The sequence below is a fragment of the Pseudomonas sp. Ma2-10 genome (assembly GCF_054330215.1).
The window spans coordinates 1-19,919 of sequence record NZ_JBTEYL010000041.1 but is presented as its reverse complement, the minus strand read 5'-3'; the positions used below and the strand labels follow the sequence as shown (position 1 = coordinate 19,919).

The window sequence follows — 19,919 nt, the reverse complement described above, 5'->3', positions numbered from 1 at the left end:
GCCAGTGGCGCTGCCGACCAGGGTGTAGGTGATCGCACCGACCGCGCCGCTGACCGAACCGACCAGGGTGCCACTGGCGGTTTCACCGGTGTTGCCCGGGAGGCTCCCGATAACGGTGCCGGGCGCCAGATCCTGGCCGTCCTGGTTCAGGTCGAGGGCTTTTTCGTAGACGGTCACATCGCTGTCGCTGACCGCGCTGATGCAGCTGTTGTTCACGTCGATGGTGATGGTGGTGGTGCTTTCGTCACCGTCGCGATCGCGGATGGTGTAGGTGAACGTGTCGGTCGCCCCGGGGCCGCTCACGGCGTTCGGGGTGCTGTGGTACACGGCGTTACCGTTGGCATCCAGCGTCAGGTAACCGTAGGTGCCGTTGATCTGAGTGTTCAGGCCGCCGATGACCGGAGTGGTGGTATCTGAACCGGCACGCACGCCGACCACCGCGCCCCCTGCGGCGGGGCCATCGGCGCCGGTGACATCGTTCCCCAATACGCTGCCGCTGACGATTCCGCCCTCGGCGACCGAGATCGCGTCGGGGTTGGCGGTCGGCAGGTCATCGACGATGTTGACGTTGATTTGCCCGGTCGCCGTGCTGCCGTCGATATCGGTGGCAACGACATCGAAATTCTCATAGATGCTGTTGGCGCCTCCGGCATTGGGGTGGTCGCTGTCGTAATTCAGGGTATAGCTGTAGCTCACCACGCCCGTGGCCGGGTCGTAACCAGTGATGGTGAGGGTGGCGCCCGTCCCGGTGGTGCCGGATATCGGGAAACCGACCGCCACCCCACCACTGACCACCGCGACGCCGCTCACGGTCAGGGTCTGCAGGCCATCCGGCGCGTTGACGGTGAAGGTGCCGCTCTGGGTCAGGGCCGTGGCATCAGGGTCGGTGCCGTAGCTGAGGTTTTTTTCGTAGACGGTGAGTTCGCCGCCTTCGACGTTCAGGCCGCCAATCGTGACCGGGTCATCGTTGTTATGGATGTTCAGCACAAGCTTGGCAGTGCTGGTGTCGCCATCGGCATCGGTCAGGGTGTAGGTGAAGGTTTCGGTCCCGTTGCCACCGGCGTGCAAGGCTTTGAAGTCGGCGTCGCTGGTGTCCAGGGTGTAGGTGTAGGTGCCGTTGGCGTTAAGCACCAGAGTGCCGTATTTACCGGTGAAAGTGCCGCCAACCACTGGGCCGCTCGAGGGTCCGACAGGAATGCGATCAGCGCCCTGGACGTCGTTGAGCAGCACACTGCCGGTCAGGGACACCAGGGTTTCCGACGCGGTGTTGGCGTTGCTGTCATCGAACGCCTTGGGCACGTCGTCGGTGATGTTGACGTCCAGGGAACCGGTGGCAGTATCGCCATTGCTGTCGCCGGCCACCACGGTGAAGTGTTCGCTGAGGTTGTTGGTGCCGTCACCGGCCGGATGGGTTTCATTGTCGTTGAGGGTGTAGCTGTAACTCACAACCCCCGTGGCCGGGTTGTAGCCGGTGACGGTCAGAATGTTGCCCAACGGGGTGGTGATCGACTGCGGGAAGCCTGCGGCAACGCCACCGCTGATCACGTTAATCCCTCCGATGCTCAGGCTGCTCAGCCCATCAGGAGCGGACACGCTGAACGTGCCGGTCTTGGTCAGTGCCCCAGGGTTGGGGGCCGAACCGTCGGCCAGGTGGGTCTCATTGAGGGTCAGTTCGCCCCCGGCCACCGACAGGCCGGTGAGGGTGACCGGATTGTTCGGCACATCAGAAACAACCCGTACCACAGGAAGAACACCTGCAACACCTGCAACGCCTGCACCGTTGTCCGGGTCACCGGCCAGCCGTTCCAGGGGAAACTCGGGAATACCGTTGAAGCCAGCGGTAGGAAAACCAATAGTCGGATCGACCCGCCCACCCACCTCTTCAAGCATGACGAACGAGTGGCCACCGCCCAGTGCACCAGGTGCGCCAGTTGAATCAGGACCGGCCGCCGTAGCTTCAGCAGTCTGGGTCGGGTCGTCGCCGGCAGCGATCGCTTTTTGCAGTTGCTCGACATCGGTCAGTTGCGCTTGAGTCGGCGTCACCGATTCAGCAGTGTCCACATGGGGCGCCTGATGCGCGAGTAACTGGGGCGTCATCTCCAGACTGCTGCCACGCCCAAGTGTCAGTTCCTGGCCATTTTGCAGATGCACTGCCACCGCGCCTTCGGCTCCGGTGACCAGTTGATCGCCGGTGAATAACCGGTCCCCCTCGACCAGCGTGCGTCGGGTGCCATCGCTCGCAACCGCGAACACCTGACCAATGACCTTACTGACAATACCGATGAGCGTAGCCATATGCACTTCCTCCGCTGCCAACCGCTGTCGGCATCCTGTTATTGCGAAGAACGTGCTCATGGCTCCAACGGGTTGCCTGGCGAAATCACCTGCTGACAGCGATTACCTGAAGTAACCCGCTGCCCTGGCGCCGTTCTCGCCAAGCGAGTCGCTCGCAGGGCGACGTGTCTGCTGCGCGATAAAAACCCTATGCAATCAACGGCATCGGGATCCACTTGCGCAACAAGTCACCCTTTGAGCGATGCGTAACGGTTCTGACCCACCATGGTGACAAAAAACCGTCACCTTGAAACCGTCCGCGTCCCTCCCCTCCAGCACTTCCCCGTCCTATATCGATGTGTGGTTTGTAACTGTCCTAAAGCTCCGTCGAGCGCCATAACGCTCATAAATCAAGGGCTTTCGGAGTCAACAATGTGCTGGATTTTGCGGAGCGCATAAGTTTTTTTTGGAATAAGACTTATGACAAATCCTTCTATGGTTCTCTCTAAAATGTTCTTAGCTCTGTTGTTACAAACATGAAACGGTTTTCACTATAAATGCCGTCAAATATTTGGCGACTGATAAGCACCATTAGGAATCAGGGAGAGGCACCCATGCGCGTATTAACCCCCCTCTGCAGCGCAATTCTGCTGGCCATGGCCTGTACTTCTCAGGCTCAAGCCATGTCATTGACGGAGGCAATCCAGAACACCATCGCGACTCACCCGGAGTTGGCGTCGCGTGTAGACAGCCGCCTCTCGGCCGATGAGCAAGTGAAAGTCGCCAAGGGAGGATTTTATCCATCGGTTGATCTGAATGCTGCTTACGGGCGCGGGTACAGTGATAACACCAACACCCGGGCTTTGGGCAATCACCACACTGAAATCCTGACCTACACCCAATCGGAATTGCGCATGCGGCAGATGCTCTTCGATGGTTTCAACACCGCCAACGAAGTCCAGCGCACCGAAGGCGTGGTCAATTCCCGGGCCTATTACGCTCAGGGCACCGCTCAGGATCTGGCCCTGCGCACCATCGAGGTCTACCTCGAAGTGCTCAAGCGCCGCGAACTGGTGACCTTGGCCACGAACAACCTGCAAGCTCACATGCGGGTCAACGATCAGATCGGTCTGCGCACCGAGCGTGGTATCGGCAGCGCCGCCGACTCCGACCAATCCATCGCTCGCCGGGCACTGGCGCAAAACAACCTCGATACCGCTGAAGTCGATCTGGCGGATGCCGAGTCGAACTTCTACGCCGTCGTGGGCCGCCTGCCCGATGAACTCGAAGCCCCGCCCTCGACCCGCGGCGAACTGCCCGCCACTCTGCAAGAAGCCCAGCAAAGCATGGTGGAAAACAACCCGTACCTGAAATCCGCCCAGGCCGATGTGCAATCGGCCGAGAGCCAGTACGAAGTTGCCAAGTCGCCGTTCTACCCTCGCTTCGACGCCGAAGCCGCCGTGGGCGCGAACAACAACGTGCAGGGCGATGAAGGCCACGACAACGAATGGCGAGTCGGCGTGGTGATGAACTACAACCTGTTCCGCGGTGGCAGTGACAAGGCTCGCCTGGCCTCCGATGCGCACCAGATCAACCAGGCAATGGACATCCGCAACAATGCCCTGCGCCAACTCAACGAGAACATTCACCTGGCCTGGAACGCCATGCTCAATGCCAAGAAACAAACCCCGACGGCGCGCGAATACGCGGATACCAGCCGCCGCGTACGCGTGGCGTATCAGGACCAGTTCGGCCTGGGCCAACGCACCTTGCTCGACCTGCTGGACAGTGAAAACGAACTCTACAACGCCAACCGCCGCTACACCGAAGTGCGCTACACCGAGGAGTTCTCGATGTACCGCGTGCTGGCGAACATGGGTCAGTTGCTGAGCAAACAAAGGGTGGTGTTGCCCGCCGATGCGATCGCCTCCTCGGAAGTAAAAAACCAAGCCCGTTTGCCTGAACTGAAGTAGGCCTGTGGAGAGATCAATGTGACCAGCATGGAACCCGGCAACATCAGTGTCGATCCGCGCCTGAGCTTCGATGACCCGCTTCTGGACGGTCTGCTGATCCTCTGCAAACTCCACGGTGCGACGGTCAGTCGCGCCAGTCTGAGTGCCGGGCTCCCCCTGAACAAACAACGGTTGAGCCTGGACCTGCTGCCGCGAGCCGCAGCCCGGGCCAGTTTGCAGGCGCGCTTGCTGCGCCGTGAACTGGCGGATATTTGCGCCCTCAACCTGCCTGTGATGCTGATCCTCAACAACGGCCGTACGGCCGTTCTACGACGCTTGGGCGATGACGGGCAGTTGCTGATTTTGCCGAGCGAAGCCGACGGCGGCGAACAATGGGTCAGCACCGAGGAGCTGACCGAGAATTACAGCGGCCAAGCCTTGTTCGCGCGGCCACGGCATGAACTCGAAGACTTGCGCTCACCGCTGGTGCCGCGGGTTGAGGCGTGGTTTCGCGACACTTTGAAGCAGTCGAAATGGCTGTACAGCGATGCGATTCTGGCGAGTTTTCTGATTAACCTGCTGGGGTTGATGGTGCCGCTGTTCGTGATGCAGACCTACGATCGAGTGGTGCCGAACCAGGCCACGTCGACGTTGTGGGTGCTGTCCATCGGCTTGCTGATCGGCACCGGTTTCGAACTGGTATTGAGGCTGGTGCGCGCGCACCTGCTGGACACCGCCGGGAAGAAAACCGATGTGATCCTTTCCGCCACGTTGTTTGAACGCATCACCGGCATGGCGATGAAAGCGCGGCCGGCGACCATTGGTGGTTTCGCCCAAAGCATCCATGACTTCCAGGGCCTGCGGGAATTCCTCACCGCCGTGACCCTCACCAGCCTGATCGACCTGCCCTTTGCCGTGCTGATGCTGGTGGTGATCGGCCTGCTCGGCGGCTGGCTGGTGGTGATTCCGTTACTGGCGTTTCCGATCACGATCATCTTTGCAATGGTGATTCAGGTGCGCCTGCGCGACACCGTACAAAAAAGCCTATCCCTGGGCGCCGAACGCCAGGCGCTGCTGATCGAAACCCTCGGCGGTCTGGAAACCCTCAAGGCCTGCAGCGCCGAAAGCGAACGCCAGCACCAATGGGAAAGCACCCACGGCGCCCTCACCCGCCTCGACAGCCATGCGCGCAACCTCTCGGCGCTGGCCACCAACGGCACGCTGTTCATCCAGCAATTCTCCGGCATGGCGACCATCGTCGCCGGGGTCTACAGCATCATCGCCGGCAACCTAAGCGTCGGCGCGCTGGTGGCGACCTACATGCTCGGCAGCCGGGTGCTCGCGCCCCTAGGACAGATTGCCGGTTTGATCACCCGCTACCAACAAGCGCAACTGACCATGAAAAGCACCGATGCGCTGATGTCCTTGCCGCAGGAACGCGACGCCAAACAACGGCCACTGGAACGCACACAGCTGCAAGGAGCACTGGACGTCAGCAACGTAACGTTCCGCTACAACGGCCAGAACGCTGCGGCCCTCGCCAACATCAGCTTCAGCGTGAAACCCGGTGAGCGGATCGGCATCATCGGTCGCAGCGGCTCAGGCAAAAGTACGCTGGCGCGGCTGGTAATGGGTTTCTACGCGCCGGAAGAAGGCCAGATGCTGCTCGATGGCCTGGACTTGCGGCAACTGGACGTCGCGGACCTGCGCCAGCAAATCGGTTACGTCGCCCATGACCTGCCGCTGTTGGCCGGCAGCCTGCGCGACAACCTGACCCTCGGCGCACGCTATATCAGCGATTCACGGATGCTCGAAGTCGCCGAACTGACCGGCGTCACCGAGCTGGCGCGTCAGCATCCGCAAGGCTTCGACCGGCCGGTGGGTGAGCGCGGACAACTGCTGTCCGGCGGGCAACGTCAGGCCGTGCTGCTGGCTCGCGCCTTGTTGCTGGATCCGCCGATCATGTTGCTAGACGAACCCACCAGTGCCATGGACAACAGCAGCGAAGACGTTTTGCGGCAAAAACTCCACCGCTGGGTCCAGGGCAAAACCCTGCTGCTGGTGACCCACCGCACCTCGATGCTCAGCCTGGTGGATCGTCTGGTGGTGCTGGACAACGGGCGGATCGTCGCCGACGGTCCGAAAGAAGTGGTCATCGATGCACTGCGCAAGGGCCGTGTCGGCTCTGCGGCTGTCTAGGAGCTAGCCATGGCCCGTTCATCATCCGACACCTCGCTCTCTGATTCGAAGCCGCGCGGTTACTTCAGCAGTTTCAGCAAAAGCGCCGAAAGCGAATTCATGCCGGAAACCGCGGGCGCCTCGTTGCAGGACTCCCCACGCCGGTCGCGAATCACAGTGTGGCTGGCGGCGGCATTGATTGTCACCGCGGTGGTCTGGGCCAAGTTTGCGGTGCTGCAGGAAGTGACCATGGGTGAAGGCAAGGCGATTCCGTCGAGCAAAGTGCAAGTGATCCAGAACCTGGAAGGCGGCATCGTCACTGAGATCTTCGTGCGCGAAGGGCAAATGGTGGACAAGGGCGAGACCTTGCTGCGCCTAGACGACACTCGATTCCTGTCGAACAAAGGCGAAAGCGAGGTGGATCGCTATGCGCTGACCGCACAGGTTGAGAGGTTGTCGGCCGAAGCCGAAGGCCGACCATTCACGCTGACGGAAGAAGTGATCGCCAAAGCTCCGCAAGTGGCCGAGGACGAACGTTCGCTGTACGAGCAACGACAACGGCAACTGGCCAGCGAACAGCGCACCCTGAGCGAGCAACTTCGGCAAAAAATCCAGGAACTGGCAGAGTTCCGCTCCAAACAAGGCCAATTCAGTTCAAGCCTGGCATTGCTGCAACAAGAGATGAACATGTCCGCGCCGCTGGTGGGCACCGGGGCTGTTTCGCCGGTGGAAATCTTGCGACTCAAACGCAGCGCGGTGGAGATTCGCGGTTCATTGAACGCTACGACCCTGGCGATTCCCCGTGCCGAATCGGCGATCAATGAAATCAAAAGCAAGATTGATGAGTCCGAACAATCCTTCCGCTCCGACGCGGCGAAAGAGCTCAATGAAAAACGCACCGACCTGTCGAAAATCACGGCATCGAGCATTGCTATCGATGACCGGATGACCCGAACCACAGTGGTGTCGCCGGTGCACGGGATTATCAAAGTGTTGAAGGTCAACACCATCGGCGGCGTGGTCCAACCGGGCAGCGACATGATGGAAATCGTGCCCATTGAAGATAACTTGCTGATCGAAGCCAAGGTCCGGCCGCAGGACGTGGCGTTTCTGCATCCCGGGCAAAGAGCGATGGTCAAGTTCAGTGCTTACGACTACACGATTTATGGGGGGTTGAGTGCGAAGCTGGAGTTGATTGGGGCGGACACGATTACGGATGACAAGGGCAACAGCTTCTATCTGATTCAGGTGCGCACGGATAAGAATCATTTGGGCGGCGACGTGAAACCGTTGCTGATTATTCCGGGGATGGTGGCCACGGTGGATATCATCACCGGGGAGAAAAGCGTGCTGGATTACTTACTCAAACCGGTGCTTAAAGCCCGGACCGAAGCGATGCGCGAACGTTAACCCCCCATCACTGGCCGTGATTTTTTTGGTAGGTTTCTTCTCCCATCGCCGCAATCTGCCCCTCGATCAACGCTTCGAACGGCCGTAGCAATGGCTCGAACGTGGTCGGTGCTTCGAGGGTCTGCAACGCTTGAACAATCGCCTCCACCGTCGACAATGCGCCCGGCCCCGGCGCCTTGCGCAATCGATATCTCGACACCCCGCCCTGCGCCAATGTCACCCTCGGCAGCGCCGCCAGCAGCGGGTTGAGGTGCAGCATCTTGCGCGCCTTGCGCCAAGTGCCGTCCGGGACGACCAGCAATAATGGTTGATCAGTTGCCGTGTAAGCCTGCAACAGCTGCGCATCATCGGCAGGAAACAGCAACCGTGCCTGATAACCCGGTTGATTCAACAACGCTGGCAAATCCTCGAACACCTCGCCAACCCTCAACTCGGCATTCTTCAACCCCAACGCTGCCAACCGCGCGGTGTTCAGCGCATGACTCACTTCGCTCGGATGCTGCAACAGCAGCACCCGGGTGCGGCTGTCGAGGCTCGGAATCAGTGGGCAAAAACAGTGAGTTTGCGGACGCAGGCAGCGCGGACATTGGATTCTGGACATTGCTTCTTTTTCCGTTAAACGGCCTGATTCAGTTGTGCTTTGAGCAGGTCGCGGAAGGTCTGGATCAACGGCTCGCGGCTGCGGCCACGACGCACGATCATCGAAAACGGCGCCTGATAACCGAAGGTCGCCGGCAGCAGCACCCGCAAATCGCCCTTGTCGGCCCAAGCCTGAGCGTAGTGTTCAGGCAGGTAACCGATGTAGGTGCCGGACAGCACTAGAATCAGCTGCGCCTCCATGCTTTCCACCGTCGCCGCGCTGTGTTTGAAACCGTGGCGGGCCAGTTCCGCCTGGCTCCAGTAGCCGCGGCCAACCATGCGTTGCTGAGTGATGACTTGCTCGGGAATGCGCCGCTCGGTGAACAGCGGATGACGACTGCTGCAATACAACCAGTGTTGTTCGCGGTACAGCGGCATGTAGACCAGACCGCTCATGCGCGTGGAGAACGCGCCAATGGCCAGGTCGAGACGGTTATCCTGCACGCCGAGTTGCAGCTCGTAAGGGCTCATCACCGAGAGGTGCAAATGCACGGCCGGGTGTTCCTGACTGTAAGCGCCAATGGCCTCGGCGAAGGGCAAGGCCTTGTCGCTGACGGTGGAGTCGATGACGCCGAGGTTCAAGGTGCCGCGCAGTTCGCCTTTGAGGGCCGCGGCGTATTGTTCGAAGCCTTCGAGCTCGCCGAGCAGACGCAGGGTTTCCTGGTGGAACAGCTCGCCTTTGCTGGTCAGGCTGAAACCACCCCGGCCGCGATGGCAGAGGACCAGGCCAAGGGCGGCTTCGAGCTGGCTCATGTAAGTGCTGATGGCCGAGGTCGAGAGGTTGAGCTCGTGCTGGGCGTTGGCAAACCCCTGATGGCGAACCACGCTGACAAAGATGCGCAACAATTTCAGGTCGGGTAAAGCATTGGCCATGAGGGACTCTCTCCAAAGATCGTGGAAACGATCGGTATCAAGTCTATCGTCGCCATCACCATTAGTTTAGAAAAATCTGAACTAAGTATTTGCCCGTAGCGATTCTTCCCGGCCACTACATTTCGCAAAATCGGCCCCCAGCGGTGCCCGTGTCTCCCCGACCGATCAACCGACATAAATAAAACAACGACGATGAGGCCCTACCTGTGGACAAGATTCTTCACCAACCACTGGGCGGCAATGAAATGCCGCGCTTCGGCGGCATCGCCACCATGATGCGACTCCCCCATTTGCCAACCGCTGCCGGTCTGGATGCTGCCTTCGTTGGCGTCCCGCTGGACATCGGCACGTCCCTGCGCCCCGGCACCCGTTTCGGGCCTCGCGAAATCCGCGCCGAATCGGTGATGATCCGCCCGTACAACATGGCCACCGGCGCAGCACCATTCGACTCGCTGTCGGTTGCCGACATCGGTGACGTGGCGATCAACACGTTCAACCTGCTGGACGCGGTACGGATCATCGAAGAGTCTTACCACAAAATCCTCGAACACAATGTGATCCCTCTGACCCTCGGCGGCGACCACACCATCACCCTGCCAATCCTGCGTGCGATCCATAAGAAGCACGGCAAGGTCGGCCTGGTGCACATCGACGCTCACGCCGATGTGAACGATCACATGTTCGGCGAGAAAATCGCCCACGGCACCACCTTCCGCCGTGCCGTTGAAGAAGGCCTTCTGGATCCGGACCGCGTGGTGCAAATCGGTTTGCGCGCTCAGGGCTACGCCGCTGACGACTTCAACTGGAGCCGCAACCAGGGCTTCCGTGTGGTTCAGGCAGAAGAATGCTGGCACAAATCCCTGACCCCGCTGATGGCCGAAGTTCGCGAGAAAGTCGGCGGCGGTCCGGTGTACTTGAGTTTCGACATCGACGGCATCGACCCTGCCTGGGCGCCAGGTACCGGCACCCCGGAAATCGGTGGTCTGACGACCATTCAGGCGATTGAGATCGTTCGCGGTTGCCAAGGCCTCGACCTGGTCGGCTGCGATCTGGTAGAAGTCTCGCCCGCATACGACACCACCGGCAACACCTCGCTGCTGGCCGCCAACCTGCTGTACGAAATGCTCTGCGTACTGCCTGGCGTGGTCCATCGCTGAGGATCGGTCATGATCGAACGTGATCAGGTACTCAAGGCCGCCGCCGAGTTGGTGTCAGCCTTTGCCCGTAACGATCGCGAAGCCTACTTCGGCGCGTTCATCGCCAACGCCAGCTTCGTGTTCTACACCCTCGAGCAGCCCTTGCTGTCGCGCGATGCCTATCGGGCGTTGTGGGACACCTGGCGCTCGGAGGATGGCTTCGAGGTGCTTTCGTACACCTCAAGCAACGCCTTCGTCAGCCTGCAGGGTGACGTGGCGATTTTCATCCATGACGTAGCCACCGAGTTGCGCATGCAAGGGGAGCAACACCTCAGCCAGGAGCGCGAGACGATTGTGTTTCGCCGACAACAACAAGGCCTATGGCTGGCCTGCCACGAACATTTGTCCGCGATACCGGAAGGGCTGCCACCCCCTTAGCCAAACAGGTGACGCTCACACACGATGAGCGCGCCTTTATGATCGGAGCTGATCATGAATAACAACAACAACGCCGTGTCTTCCGGTGCGCACTTCGGCGTGCACGGGCGGATCGCTAAACCGGCGTTACGACAAGTCGCCTGATGAATACCTGTGGGAGCGGGCCCGCCCGCGCCCATTGATCGCCTTTGTTCCACCATAAAAAAGACAATCGGAGACACGCCATCATGGCTTTGGATTTATTCGTCGTTCTCATATACGCCGCCGCGATGCTGGTACTCGGCTACTTCGGCATGCGCAAGGCCAAGACCCAAGAAGACTATTTGGTCGCCGGTCGTAACCTGGGCCCGACCCTGTACATGGGCACGATGGCTGCGACCGTTCTGGGCGGCGCGTCCACAGTGGGTACCGTGCGTCTGGGCTACGTCCATGGCATTTCCGGTTTTTGGCTCTGCGCCGCACTGGGTTGCGGGATCGTGGCGCTAAACCTGCTCCTCGCCAAGCCGCTGTTGAAGCTGAAAATGTTCACCGTCACCCAGGTGCTGGAAAAACGCTACAACCCGATGGCTCGTACCGCTAGCGCCACAATCATGCTGGCCTATGCCCTGATGATCGGTGTGACATCGATTCTGGCCATCGGTACCGTTCTGCAAGTGTTGTTCGGCCTGCCATTTTGGATCTCTGTGCTGCTGGGTGGTGGCGTGGTAGTGATCTACTCGACCATCGGTGGCATGTGGTCGCTGACCCTGACCGACATTGTCCAGTTCGGCATCCAGACTGTAGGCCTGATGTTCCTGTTGCTGCCGATCTGCCTGTACCGCGTAGGCGGCTGGGATCAACTGGTTGCCCAATTGCCGGCCGCCAGCTTCAGCTTCACCAGCATTGGCTGGGACACCATCATCACTTACTTCATGATCTACTTCTTCGGGATCCTGATCGGTCAGGACATTTGGCAACGAGTGTTCACCGCCAAGAGTGAAAAAGTGGCCAAATACGCCGGCACCTCGGCCGGGATCTACTGCATCATCTACGGTTTGGCCTGTGCCCTGATCGGCATGGCCGCTCACGTGTTGATTCCGGATCTGGACAACGTCAATAACGCCTTCGCCGCCATCGTCAAACTGTCTTTGCCGGACGGTATCCGTGGTCTGGTGATTGCTGCCGCACTGGCAGCCATGATGTCCACCGCCAGTGCCGGCCTGCTGGCCGCATCGACCACCCTGACCGAAGATCTGCTGCCGAAACTGCGTGGCGGAAAACAGGCGAACGTTAGCGTCAACCGCCTGTTTACCCTACTGACCGGTATCGTAGTGCTCGGCATCGCGCTGGTCGTCAACGATGTAATCAGCGCGCTGACCCTGGCGTACAACCTGTTGGTAGGCGGCATGCTGATCCCGCTGATGGGTGCGATCTTCTGGAAGCGCGCAACCACCGCTGGCGCTATCGCCAGCATGGGCCTGGGCTTTGCCACCGTGTTGGTGTTCATGATCAAGGACGGTATGGACGCCAATACCCCGATCTACTACAGCCTCGGCGTTGGTCTGGTGAGCTTTGTGGTCGTCAGCTTGCTGTCCCGTCGTCCCGCAGCGATGTCGAACGCCATCTAAGCTTCCATAACGACTTGATGCTTTCTTCGACGGGTGTGGCGTCGGTTGCCACACCCGTTTTTTTTCGTCTGGAGAAAATCGCTTATGAAGATCGTCAGCCGTGATCAGTGGTTCGAGGTAAACAGCTCAGTGACGGCTGCCGTGGATCACCGAACGGCCGTTGGTAGCGGTGGCCAGCCATTGACATTTTGACCCTATCGCCGGCCATCACGAATTCCCCGAACGGCTGGTGCATCCGGCTGAAGCGCAGATTCTCGCATCACCGGGCGGCGAAAACACACAGAGCACGGCGTTTGTCGGCGACGGGCCGTTGATCGAAGACGCTTACCATTCCAACCTCGACGACAACGTGAGCCTCGCGCAATGGGATTGGATAAAGAAGCCATCGAAGAACTGATCTTCCATCGGGAAGATGAACTGGGTTAAACAGCGTTTACGGCGGAGGAAAATAAGATGCTCAGACCGCCAGGACGACGAATGACTTGAGCCGGTTTTTGATGGAGATCGGGTGGCATTGACCTGTAGTCCGCCAAGATCGTCCGAAGGCTCGGGCCGCGTTCGGACGAACTTTTAGGCCTTGACGCGTTACCGGCGGCGCTGCTGGCGTCGGCGTTGTTCGTCGTCAGTGCGAATAGGCACAGGTTGCAGAGGCGGTTCGATCAAACCGAGTGCAACACCCAGGTCGTGCAGCCAGTTTTGGATTTTCTCTTTCATGGTGCCCCCCTTCAGGGTAGTGCCGAGTGGCCAAAATTCTGTAGCCGCTTCGCACTGATAATAGTCCGAAGTCCTACGCAATGCTCGCCCAAAGTCGCAATGATCTGTTACTGAATAGATCAAAATACCTGACCGATAGTTCAAGCCATCGCCAGAGCCTGACCCGGCAGGCTGGCGAGCATCGACTCCGACACTGGCGTAGGCCGATCTGCTTTGGCCTTGCTTCGTCCATCGGGCCGTTGCTGGCCACGTTGAGCAGTCACTTCAGCGATGATTTGATTGTCGCTGGCGCTCTGTCATTACGCTCGCTCAGCTCTGCCCAAGGGCCTTGCGCAAACGACGGCGCACCCACTGCTCTGCGCTGACAAAGGTGATACCCAACAACACCAGCACCGCGCCGACAACGAAGTTGAAGCTCAGTTCTTCGCCCAGCAGCACCACGCCGAACGTGACGCCGAACAGCGGCGTCATGAACGAAAACACCGCCAGGTTCGCCGCCAGATAACGGCGCAACAGCCAGAACCAGGTCAGGTAACTGAAAAACGACACCACCAATCCCTGGAACAACACACTGGCCACCGCCACGGTGGTCAGGCTGACGTGGGTGACCTGGCCGCTGAGGATCGCAATCAGCAACAGGCCGACGAAACCGACAATCAATTGATAGAACAGCGTCAGGGTCACCGGCGCTTCTGACAGGCGCGAAGCGCGCACCACCACCGTGGTTGCCCCCCATGACGCGCCAGCCAGCACGCCCAGTGCATCGCCCATCAACATGCGGTGATCAAGGTTGTCCCACGACACCCCGCCGGCAAAGGCGATGGCGATCCCGACGAAGGCGAGGAAAATCCCCAGCCACTGGACCGGCCTTAAACGCTCACTCGGCAACAACCAATGAACGCCCAATGCGGTGAAGATTGGCGCGGTGTAAAGGAACACCGACATGTGCGCGGCCGTGGTCAGTTGCAGGCCTTCGGAAATGAAGAGGAACTCCAGACCAAAAAGCGCGCCAGCCAGTAGTCCACCGCGCCAAGTATTGCCCACTTGATCCCAGCCGCCCTTCCAGCAGATCAACAGTCCTACGAGCAACGCAGAAATACCCGAGCGCCCGACGGCCTGCATGACCGGCGCGATGTCTGGCGCCGCCCACTTGATCATCACCTGCTGAATACCCCAGATCAGGCACAGCCCAATCATCACTTGCAGGGCAAACCCATCGGCGCTGCGCCGGGTGGCGCTCACCGGAACACCTCGACAACACAAAACATGGCAGTACTCGCAACAGGGGGCTGGCGCGAGGTCAGCTCAGTTCAATGCGATCGGCGTGAATAACAATCTGGCCGTTTTTGTACAACGCACCAATGGCTTTTTTGAAGTTGCCCTTGCTCACGCCAAACAGACTGCTGATCACCGTCGGATCGCTCTTGTCGCTGACCGGCAGGCTGCCATTATTTTCACGCAACTTGGCGAGAATCTTCGAGTTCAGGCTGGTGGCGGCTTCTTCGCCGACCGGTTGCAGGCTGAGGCTGATCTTGCCGTCGGTACGAACTTCTTTGATAAAGCCCTTCTCTTCTTTACCGGCGCGCATGAACTTGAAGATTTCGTTCTTGTGGATCAGCCCCCAATGCTTGTTGTTGATGATCGCCTTGAAGCCCATATCGGTGGCTTCGGCAACCAGCAAATCAACTTCCTGGCCAGGGGTGTAGTTGGCCGGGGTCTTGTCAAGGTAGCGGTCCAGACGCGCAGTCGCGGTAATGCGGCGGGTGTGCTTGTCGAGATAGACGTGTACCACGACATACTCGCCGGCGGTCATCTGGCGCTTTTCTTCGGAGTACGGCAGCAACAGATCCTTCGGCAAACCCCAATCCAGGAAAACACCGATGCTGTTGACTTCAACGACTTTTAAACTGGCGAAATCACCGACTTGAACTTTCGGTTTTTCGGTAGTTGCGATGAGTTTGTCATCGCTGTCCAGATAAATAAAAACGTTGAGCCAGTCTTCATCTTCGCTGGGCGTATCTTTGGGAATATAACGATTCGGCAGGAGGATTTCGCCATCTGCGCCACCGTCCAGATATAAACCGAAGTTAGTGTGTTTAACCACTTGTAAACTGTTGTAGCGCCCGACTAAAGCCATTTCCAATACCCTCATTGCGTGGGCGGCATTCTACCCGGTTTTGCGGGCCGCGTTCGCTGGCTAGCCCGGTGGCGCAAGAAAATTCTCTGCAGGGCTTAATTTTCCTGAGCTTTACCGCACGCGCCTGGCCGCTCGTCAGGCCGCCCTGGCGATTTCCGCACCTGTCCGCCAGACCAGGAGCTGTGTTTTTTCACGTTCGTTCTTAGTTAAAACAGCAGCTTAGCGGCCTATTTAGAATATTAACTTGTGATTAATTCTTCATCTGTTCTGTGTATTTCGGGGGGATATTTACCAAGCAATTGTCAAGTATTTCCTGTACGATGCCTGGCCAAGTTAATTTTCTATAGGTTAATGGCCGCCATGCGTGTAAAAGCATCCAACAGCAAAGCAAAGCCAGCTCCAGCCGTTGAAACCAGCGAATCAATCAACAACCAGATTGCTGCATTCCTCAAGTCCGGCGGAGAGATCCAGCAAATTGCCAAAGGCGTCAGCGGCCAAACGTTCGGCCCGTCCAAGCAGATCACCCTGGGCAAGAAGTAACTTCCCCAAGATCCGCCGCGTCACCTGGTCCCTAAGCGCTTTGAGCTTCGAAGCGCTTGGACTGGAACTCTCCGTGCGCGTGCCACAAACAAACCAATATTTCAAAAATCGACGAACGGCCTTCGATATCGAGCATTCGCCGGTATGCTTGCACACGTCTGGATCAAGCGTTTCAGTAGGTTTTTAGTGCCTGCCGCTCGCTGTCATGGAGTGACGCATGCTCAAACCCTCCTATTTCTTGCTCGGCATCTTGCTGTCGTGTTCGGTCGCCAATGCGCAAATTTTTCAGCGTGAACTGGGCGACTTCGATCTCAAACTCGGCACTACCCCCAGCCGTAGCATGGCCCAGGGGCTGGTCAAACCTTCCAGCACAGGCTCGTTCCACGGTGGTCTCGACCTGAGTCACGACAGCGGTTTTTACCTGGGCCAATGGGCACCGAGCATGGGGTTATCGTCTGGGGCCAACCTAGAAGTCGACTCCTACATGGGCTTTAAACAGCCTTTCGATAATACCCTCGGGTACGAAGTCGGCATGATCCATTACAGCTACCCGAAAGTGGACACCCTCGACAGCCAAGAGTTTTTCGGTGGCCTGACCTTTCTGGGCAGCCGTTTCGGCGCAGCGTTCAGCAACGACCCGGACAAGCAGAACAGCACAGTGTTCGCCGACCTTGGCGGCAATCAGCCGTTTGGCATCGGGATCAGCATGAAATACACCACCCACCAGCTCAACACCCCGGTATCTGTCAACGATGGGTATGTAGGCAGCTTCACCGACTGGTCAGTGAAGCTTTCCCGCCCGTTCATGGGCGTCGATCTGGACCTGATCTACAGCGACTCCAGCTTGAGCGGCAACAGTTGCTCCGCCTATTCCGGGCACAACAGCCAATGCGACGGGCTGGTCACCTTCAAGGCCGAACACGCCTTTTACTGATCGGCTGAACTGCGAAGCTCATCCCGCGTTCACATAGAGAAACCCATTAAAAAAGCCTGGCCTTCGCAAAGGATTCGCCCATGTCGCGCTGGTTGAAGTGTCTCGCCGTCGTTATCACCCTCAGTCTCGCCCTCGGTGCCTGCAGCCGCGTGGGCCTGGCCTATCGCAACCTCGACGTGATCATTCCGTGGACGCTCAGCGACTACCTGGACATGAACGGCGAGCAGAAAGGCTGGCTCAACGAGCGCCTCAAGGAACACCTGAGCTGGCACTGCACCACGCAATTGCCGGGCTACCTCGACTGGCTGGACCGCTTGCAAGTCATGGTCGAGACCAACCAGGTCACCGACGCCGCACTGCAAACCCGCACCCAGGAAGCCAAACAGGCCATCGCCCAGACCGCACGGGAAATCACCCCGTCAGCCATTGAGCTGTTGCAGGGACTTAATGACCGGCAAGTCGCGGAAATGAATGAGGCCTTCGCCAAAGACCAGCGCAAACGCCAAGAGCAATACCTCAAACCGTCTCTCGATCAACAGATCAAGGCGCGCAGCCAGCGCATGGAAAAACGCCTGAATGACTGGCTCGGCCCGCTCAGCGCAACCCAGCCGCTACGCGTTGTCGCGTGGTCCAACGCCTTGGGTGACCAAAATACCCAATGGATCGCCAACCGCGTCCATTGGCAGAAGCAGTTCAGTTCGGCGGTTGCGCAGCGCCAAAGTCCAGAATTCCCACAGAGAATCGAGATGCTTCTGGTCAATCGAGAGAGTTTGTGGACGCCCGCTTATCGCCAGGCTTACGCCAGCACCGAAGCCCAGGCACGGGGACTGTTTGTAGATCTGATGGCGGAAAGCACGCCGGAACAGCGCCAGCGGTTGCTGAAGAAAATAGAAGGGGTGCGCAGAGACTTCAATGATTTGAAGTGTCTGAAGGCGGCAAAGTCGTGAACACAAAATTTCGAGCAAGTCGGACCCGACTTGCTCGCTAAGCTTTTACGGCGTCAATCTGCGCCTTCGACGCCACCCCATCAAACGTCACCTCATCCAGCGCATCGTCCTGCTCGTCCAGCACCTGCCGCGGATGATCATTGCCCGGAATACTGCTGTCGATCAGGCTCAACAACCTCGAACCACGCATCGTCAAAATGTAATTCGAGCCGGTGCCTCCCTGTTCCTCAGGCCGAGGCTCGATATAACCACGCGCCAGCAGTAACTTTTCATACTCACCGGCCACCGCTTTAAGGTGATCCAGGTTTTCAGTCTGCTCCCCTTCCGAAGCTTTCTGCGCCGCGAACTGCTCGGCATACGGTCGCGGCGTATAACTGGCCTCACCGTGTTGCACTTCTTGCAGCAAGCGCTCAATCAAATCCCAGTTGTAAGTTGTCATCCTGAGTCGACCTCCAAAGCCTGTGAGTGAGATGGCCTTCATAAGTTGTGACCGGCGTAGTTCGTAGCCGTTCAGCCGAGGTTTTTGCTTGTACCGACCGGCGGCATGTCGAATTGGGCGTAGGTCAAACGACTAGGCTGTGTAAGTCACCTCCCAGCACCCCGCAGGAGAATCCCAATGAACATTCAGAATCATCCCGTCGTCTCCCGAGAAGAATGGCTCGCCGCCCGCAAGCAACACCTGACCCACGAAAAAGCCTTCACCAAAGAGCGAGACAAACTCAGCGCCGAACGCCGCGCCCTGCCCTGGGTGAACATCGACAAGGACTACCGCTTTCAGGGCCCGAACGGCGAACTGAAACTGGCTGACCTGTTCGGCGGCCGCAGCCAGTTGGTCATCTACCACTTCATGTTTGGCAAAGGCTGGGACGAAGGCTGCTCTGGCTGCTCGTTCCTGTCCGATCACATTGACGGCGCCAACCAACACTTGGCCCACCATGACGTCGCCGTGGTGGCGGTTTCCCACGCGCCGTTCGTCGAATTCCAGGCCTTCAAACGGCGCATGGGCTGGAAATTCGATTGGGTGTCGTCAGAAGGCTGCGATTTCAATTACGACTTCGGCGTCTCGGCCCGAGCAGAAGACGTCACCGCCGGCAAAGCCACCTACAACTACGAAAAAACTGACGGCGCCGAAGAAGAACTCCCTGGCCTCAGCGTGTTATATCGCAATGAAGCAGGTGAGATTTTTCACACCTATTCCACTTATGCGAGGGGCCTGGACCTGCTGGTCGGTGCTTACAACTACCTCGACCTCACGCCCAAGGGGCGTAATGAAGAGCAAATCATGGAATGGGTGAGGCTTCATGATCAGTATGATGACAAGGTCTCGGCCAGTTGCTGCCACAGCTAAAGTTCCTACACCAATCTCGGAAGTCAGGCGCCTTGCACCGTCGGAACGATGAAGCTTATAGTCCGCCCGTCGCCCAAATGGCGATTCAGGTTTGGCGACCTGATACAGAGAATGCGAAGGCTATCAGCTTAATTGCAGGCGCCGACGCACCCGCAAAGCCGCTATTTATGGCGGCTGTGCGCGGGAGATCTTCGGGTCTGCCGGTTTCTCTGTACCGGTTCGCCAACCTGCGTACAGCTGCCACCCTCTCGTTTGGCGACGACTGAGTGACGGCATAGCCAATCAAACAGAGATCTTCAAATGAATCGATACATGCCCCTCACCGGAATCGACCTGATCCCGGCGTCCCTGCTCATCGACACCCAAGCCCCGCTAGACGTGCTGCAAGCCATGGCTGACTACCGAATCCGCACCGTCACCCAAGTTCTGGAAAACATCGCCTTTCGCGCCGAAATCGGTTGCGACACCGTAGTGCTTTCTGACTTTTCCAAACTGCTCGCCATTCCGTTGCGTGACGGTTGTGATCTGATGGATGTGATTGGTAGACGGTTGCGGGCGCAGGCTGCGGAGTGAATGAAAACGGGCGACCTGTGGGTCGCCCGTTTCCTATAGGACATACAGTCTAGTCCTGAAACAGGTGTAAACTTTATTCAGGACGGGACAGAGGGTGTCCTAGATTTTGCGTAAACGGGGTTTCTATTAAACCGTTAACAGGCGATCTTCGAATTGGATACTGAAGCGATTCAAAGCTGCTTTCCAGTCCCGGATCGGCATCGTCCACTTCTTGCTGAT

General features: G+C 58.5%; 18 protein-coding genes and 2 pseudogenes. 13 read left to right on the top strand and 7 right to left on the bottom strand.

The genetic code is table 11. The features are described from left to right. The coding region (locus ACXPVS_RS26770) for a retention module-containing protein (RefSeq protein ID WP_458512577.1) at window positions 1–2,295 on the bottom strand (2,295 nt) is incomplete at its 3' end. A gap of 593 nt (window positions 2,296–2,888) precedes the next feature. Between ACXPVS_RS26770 and ACXPVS_RS26765 the strand changes: the two genes are divergently transcribed. From ACXPVS_RS26765 to ACXPVS_RS26755, 3 genes are read left to right on the top strand one after another with little or no spacing between them, the layout of a single operon-like run. Then, entirely contained in the window at window positions 2,889–4,247 is a 1,359-nt protein-coding gene (locus ACXPVS_RS26765) for a TolC family outer membrane protein (RefSeq protein WP_458512576.1), read from the top strand. 18 nt (window positions 4,248–4,265) lie between these two features. Beyond that, on the top strand, window positions 4,266–6,425 hold the full coding sequence (locus ACXPVS_RS26760; protein ID WP_458512575.1) for a type I secretion system permease/ATPase: 2,160 nt from the start codon (window positions 4,266–4,268) through the stop codon (window positions 6,423–6,425). Between the two features lie 9 nt (window positions 6,426–6,434). Beyond that, entirely contained in the window at window positions 6,435–7,814 is a 1,380-nt protein-coding gene (locus tag ACXPVS_RS26755; RefSeq protein WP_458512574.1) for an HlyD family type I secretion periplasmic adaptor subunit, read from the top strand. 7 nt (window positions 7,815–7,821) lie between these two features. On the opposite strand, the gene ACXPVS_RS26750 is transcribed toward ACXPVS_RS26755, so the two are convergent. Together ACXPVS_RS26750 and ACXPVS_RS26745 are read right to left on the bottom strand one after the other, a co-directional pair. Continuing rightward, window positions 7,822–8,415: a tRNA-uridine aminocarboxypropyltransferase gene (locus ACXPVS_RS26750; protein WP_458512573.1), complete on the bottom strand. Its 594-nt coding sequence runs from the start codon at window positions 8,413–8,415 to the stop codon at window positions 7,822–7,824. A gap of 14 nt (window positions 8,416–8,429) precedes the next feature. Then, the gene (locus ACXPVS_RS26745) at window positions 8,430–9,326 is read right to left on the bottom strand and encodes a LysR family transcriptional regulator (protein WP_458512572.1); all 897 of its coding nucleotides are present in this window, start codon (window positions 9,324–9,326) and stop codon (window positions 8,430–8,432) included. A 206-nt stretch (window positions 9,327–9,532) separates the two neighbouring features. Between ACXPVS_RS26745 and speB the strand changes: the two genes are divergently transcribed. The 5 genes and pseudogenes from speB to ACXPVS_RS26720 form a co-directional block, all read left to right on the top strand. Further along, complete coding sequence (speB, locus tag ACXPVS_RS26740; RefSeq protein WP_458512571.1) at window positions 9,533–10,483, top strand: agmatinase; 951 nt, start codon at window positions 9,533–9,535, stop codon at window positions 10,481–10,483. A 9-nt stretch (window positions 10,484–10,492) separates the two neighbouring features. Continuing rightward, window positions 10,493–10,900: a YybH family protein gene (locus ACXPVS_RS26735; RefSeq protein WP_458512570.1), complete on the top strand. Its 408-nt coding sequence runs from the start codon at window positions 10,493–10,495 to the stop codon at window positions 10,898–10,900. Between the two features lie 227 nt (window positions 10,901–11,127). Further along, entirely contained in the window at window positions 11,128–12,507 is a 1,380-nt protein-coding gene (locus ACXPVS_RS26730) for a sodium:solute symporter (RefSeq protein ID WP_458512569.1), read from the top strand. Window positions 12,508–12,640: 133 nt separating this feature from the next. Continuing rightward, window positions 12,641–12,811: pseudogene (locus ACXPVS_RS26725) on the top strand (MBL fold metallo-hydrolase); the annotation flags it as partial. A 36-nt stretch (window positions 12,812–12,847) separates the two neighbouring features. Further along, window positions 12,848–13,025 (top strand): annotated as a pseudogene (locus ACXPVS_RS26720) (acyl carrier protein); the annotation flags it as partial. 67 nt (window positions 13,026–13,092) lie between these two features. Here ACXPVS_RS26720 and ACXPVS_RS26715 read toward each other — a convergent pair. The 3 genes from ACXPVS_RS26715 to ACXPVS_RS26705 form a co-directional block, all read right to left on the bottom strand. Beyond that, complete coding sequence (locus tag ACXPVS_RS26715) at window positions 13,093–13,221, bottom strand: PA1414 family protein (protein ID WP_007914492.1); 129 nt, start codon at window positions 13,219–13,221, stop codon at window positions 13,093–13,095. A 309-nt stretch (window positions 13,222–13,530) separates the two neighbouring features. Beyond that, the gene (locus ACXPVS_RS26710) at window positions 13,531–14,463 is read right to left on the bottom strand and encodes a DMT family transporter (protein ID WP_458512568.1); all 933 of its coding nucleotides are present in this window, start codon (window positions 14,461–14,463) and stop codon (window positions 13,531–13,533) included. Between the two features lie 58 nt (window positions 14,464–14,521). Continuing rightward, window positions 14,522–15,358, bottom strand: coding sequence for a CvfB family protein (locus ACXPVS_RS26705; protein WP_458512567.1), 837 nt, complete (start codon window positions 15,356–15,358; stop codon window positions 14,522–14,524). Window positions 15,359–15,709: 351 nt separating this feature from the next. Between ACXPVS_RS26705 and ACXPVS_RS26700 the strand changes: the two genes are divergently transcribed. From ACXPVS_RS26700 to ACXPVS_RS26690, 3 genes are all read left to right on the top strand, one after another. Beyond that, on the top strand, window positions 15,710–15,898 hold the full coding sequence (locus ACXPVS_RS26700; protein ID WP_017337097.1) for a hypothetical protein: 189 nt from the start codon (window positions 15,710–15,712) through the stop codon (window positions 15,896–15,898). Window positions 15,899–16,115: 217 nt separating this feature from the next. Continuing rightward, window positions 16,116–16,832: a TorF family putative porin gene (locus ACXPVS_RS26695; protein ID WP_458512566.1), complete on the top strand. Its 717-nt coding sequence runs from the start codon at window positions 16,116–16,118 to the stop codon at window positions 16,830–16,832. An 80-nt stretch (window positions 16,833–16,912) separates the two neighbouring features. Beyond that, window positions 16,913–17,779 carry a DUF6279 family lipoprotein gene (locus ACXPVS_RS26690; RefSeq protein ID WP_458512565.1) on the top strand — a complete coding sequence of 289 codons (867 nt, stop codon included), beginning with the start codon at window positions 16,913–16,915 and terminating at the stop codon, window positions 17,777–17,779. Window positions 17,780–17,816: 37 nt separating this feature from the next. On the opposite strand, the gene ACXPVS_RS26685 is transcribed toward ACXPVS_RS26690, so the two are convergent. Then, window positions 17,817–18,218 carry a transcriptional regulator gene (locus ACXPVS_RS26685; RefSeq protein ID WP_458512578.1) on the bottom strand — a complete coding sequence of 134 codons (402 nt, stop codon included), beginning with the start codon at window positions 18,216–18,218 and terminating at the stop codon, window positions 17,817–17,819. A 177-nt stretch (window positions 18,219–18,395) separates the two neighbouring features. Here ACXPVS_RS26685 and ACXPVS_RS26680 point away from each other — a divergent pair, with 177 nt between their 5' ends. Continuing rightward, window positions 18,396–19,127 carry a DUF899 domain-containing protein gene (locus ACXPVS_RS26680; protein WP_458512564.1) on the top strand — a complete coding sequence of 244 codons (732 nt, stop codon included), beginning with the start codon at window positions 18,396–18,398 and terminating at the stop codon, window positions 19,125–19,127. A 300-nt stretch (window positions 19,128–19,427) separates the two neighbouring features. Beyond that, complete coding sequence (locus ACXPVS_RS26675) at window positions 19,428–19,700, top strand: hypothetical protein (protein WP_129442062.1); 273 nt, start codon at window positions 19,428–19,430, stop codon at window positions 19,698–19,700. Window positions 19,701–19,919: the final 219 nt, after the last annotated feature.

What these genes read in the sequence shown, in the direction of transcription:
- ACXPVS_RS26705 (WP_458512567.1), bottom strand. Translation starts at nt 15,358, where the DNA reads ATGGCTTTAGTCGGGCGCTACAACAGTTTACAAGTGGTTAAACACACT.
- ACXPVS_RS26730 (WP_458512569.1), top strand. Translation starts at nt 11,128, where the DNA reads ATGGCTTTGGATTTATTCGTCGTTCTCATATACGCCGCCGCGATGCTG.
- ACXPVS_RS26675 (WP_129442062.1), top strand. Translation starts at nt 19,428, where the DNA reads ATGAATCGATACATGCCCCTCACCGGAATCGACCTGATCCCGGCGTCC.
- ACXPVS_RS26735 (WP_458512570.1), top strand. Translation starts at nt 10,493, where the DNA reads ATGATCGAACGTGATCAGGTACTCAAGGCCGCCGCCGAGTTGGTGTCA.
- ACXPVS_RS26685 (WP_458512578.1), bottom strand. Translation starts at nt 18,218, where the DNA reads ATGACAACTTACAACTGGGATTTGATTGAGCGCTTGCTGCAAGAAGTG.
- ACXPVS_RS26690 (WP_458512565.1), top strand. Translation starts at nt 16,913, where the DNA reads ATGTCGCGCTGGTTGAAGTGTCTCGCCGTCGTTATCACCCTCAGTCTC.
- ACXPVS_RS26765 (WP_458512576.1), top strand. Translation starts at nt 2,889, where the DNA reads ATGCGCGTATTAACCCCCCTCTGCAGCGCAATTCTGCTGGCCATGGCC.
- ACXPVS_RS26745 (WP_458512572.1), bottom strand. Translation starts at nt 9,326, where the DNA reads ATGGCCAATGCTTTACCCGACCTGAAATTGTTGCGCATCTTTGTCAGC.
- ACXPVS_RS26680 (WP_458512564.1), top strand. Translation starts at nt 18,396, where the DNA reads ATGAACATTCAGAATCATCCCGTCGTCTCCCGAGAAGAATGGCTCGCC.
- ACXPVS_RS26695 (WP_458512566.1), top strand. Translation starts at nt 16,116, where the DNA reads ATGCTCAAACCCTCCTATTTCTTGCTCGGCATCTTGCTGTCGTGTTCG.
- ACXPVS_RS26755 (WP_458512574.1), top strand. Translation starts at nt 6,435, where the DNA reads ATGGCCCGTTCATCATCCGACACCTCGCTCTCTGATTCGAAGCCGCGC.
- ACXPVS_RS26700 (WP_017337097.1), top strand. Translation starts at nt 15,710, where the DNA reads ATGGCCGCCATGCGTGTAAAAGCATCCAACAGCAAAGCAAAGCCAGCT.
- ACXPVS_RS26750 (WP_458512573.1), bottom strand. Translation starts at nt 8,415, where the DNA reads ATGTCCAGAATCCAATGTCCGCGCTGCCTGCGTCCGCAAACTCACTGT.
- ACXPVS_RS26715 (WP_007914492.1), bottom strand. Translation starts at nt 13,221, where the DNA reads ATGAAAGAGAAAATCCAAAACTGGCTGCACGACCTGGGTGTTGCACTC.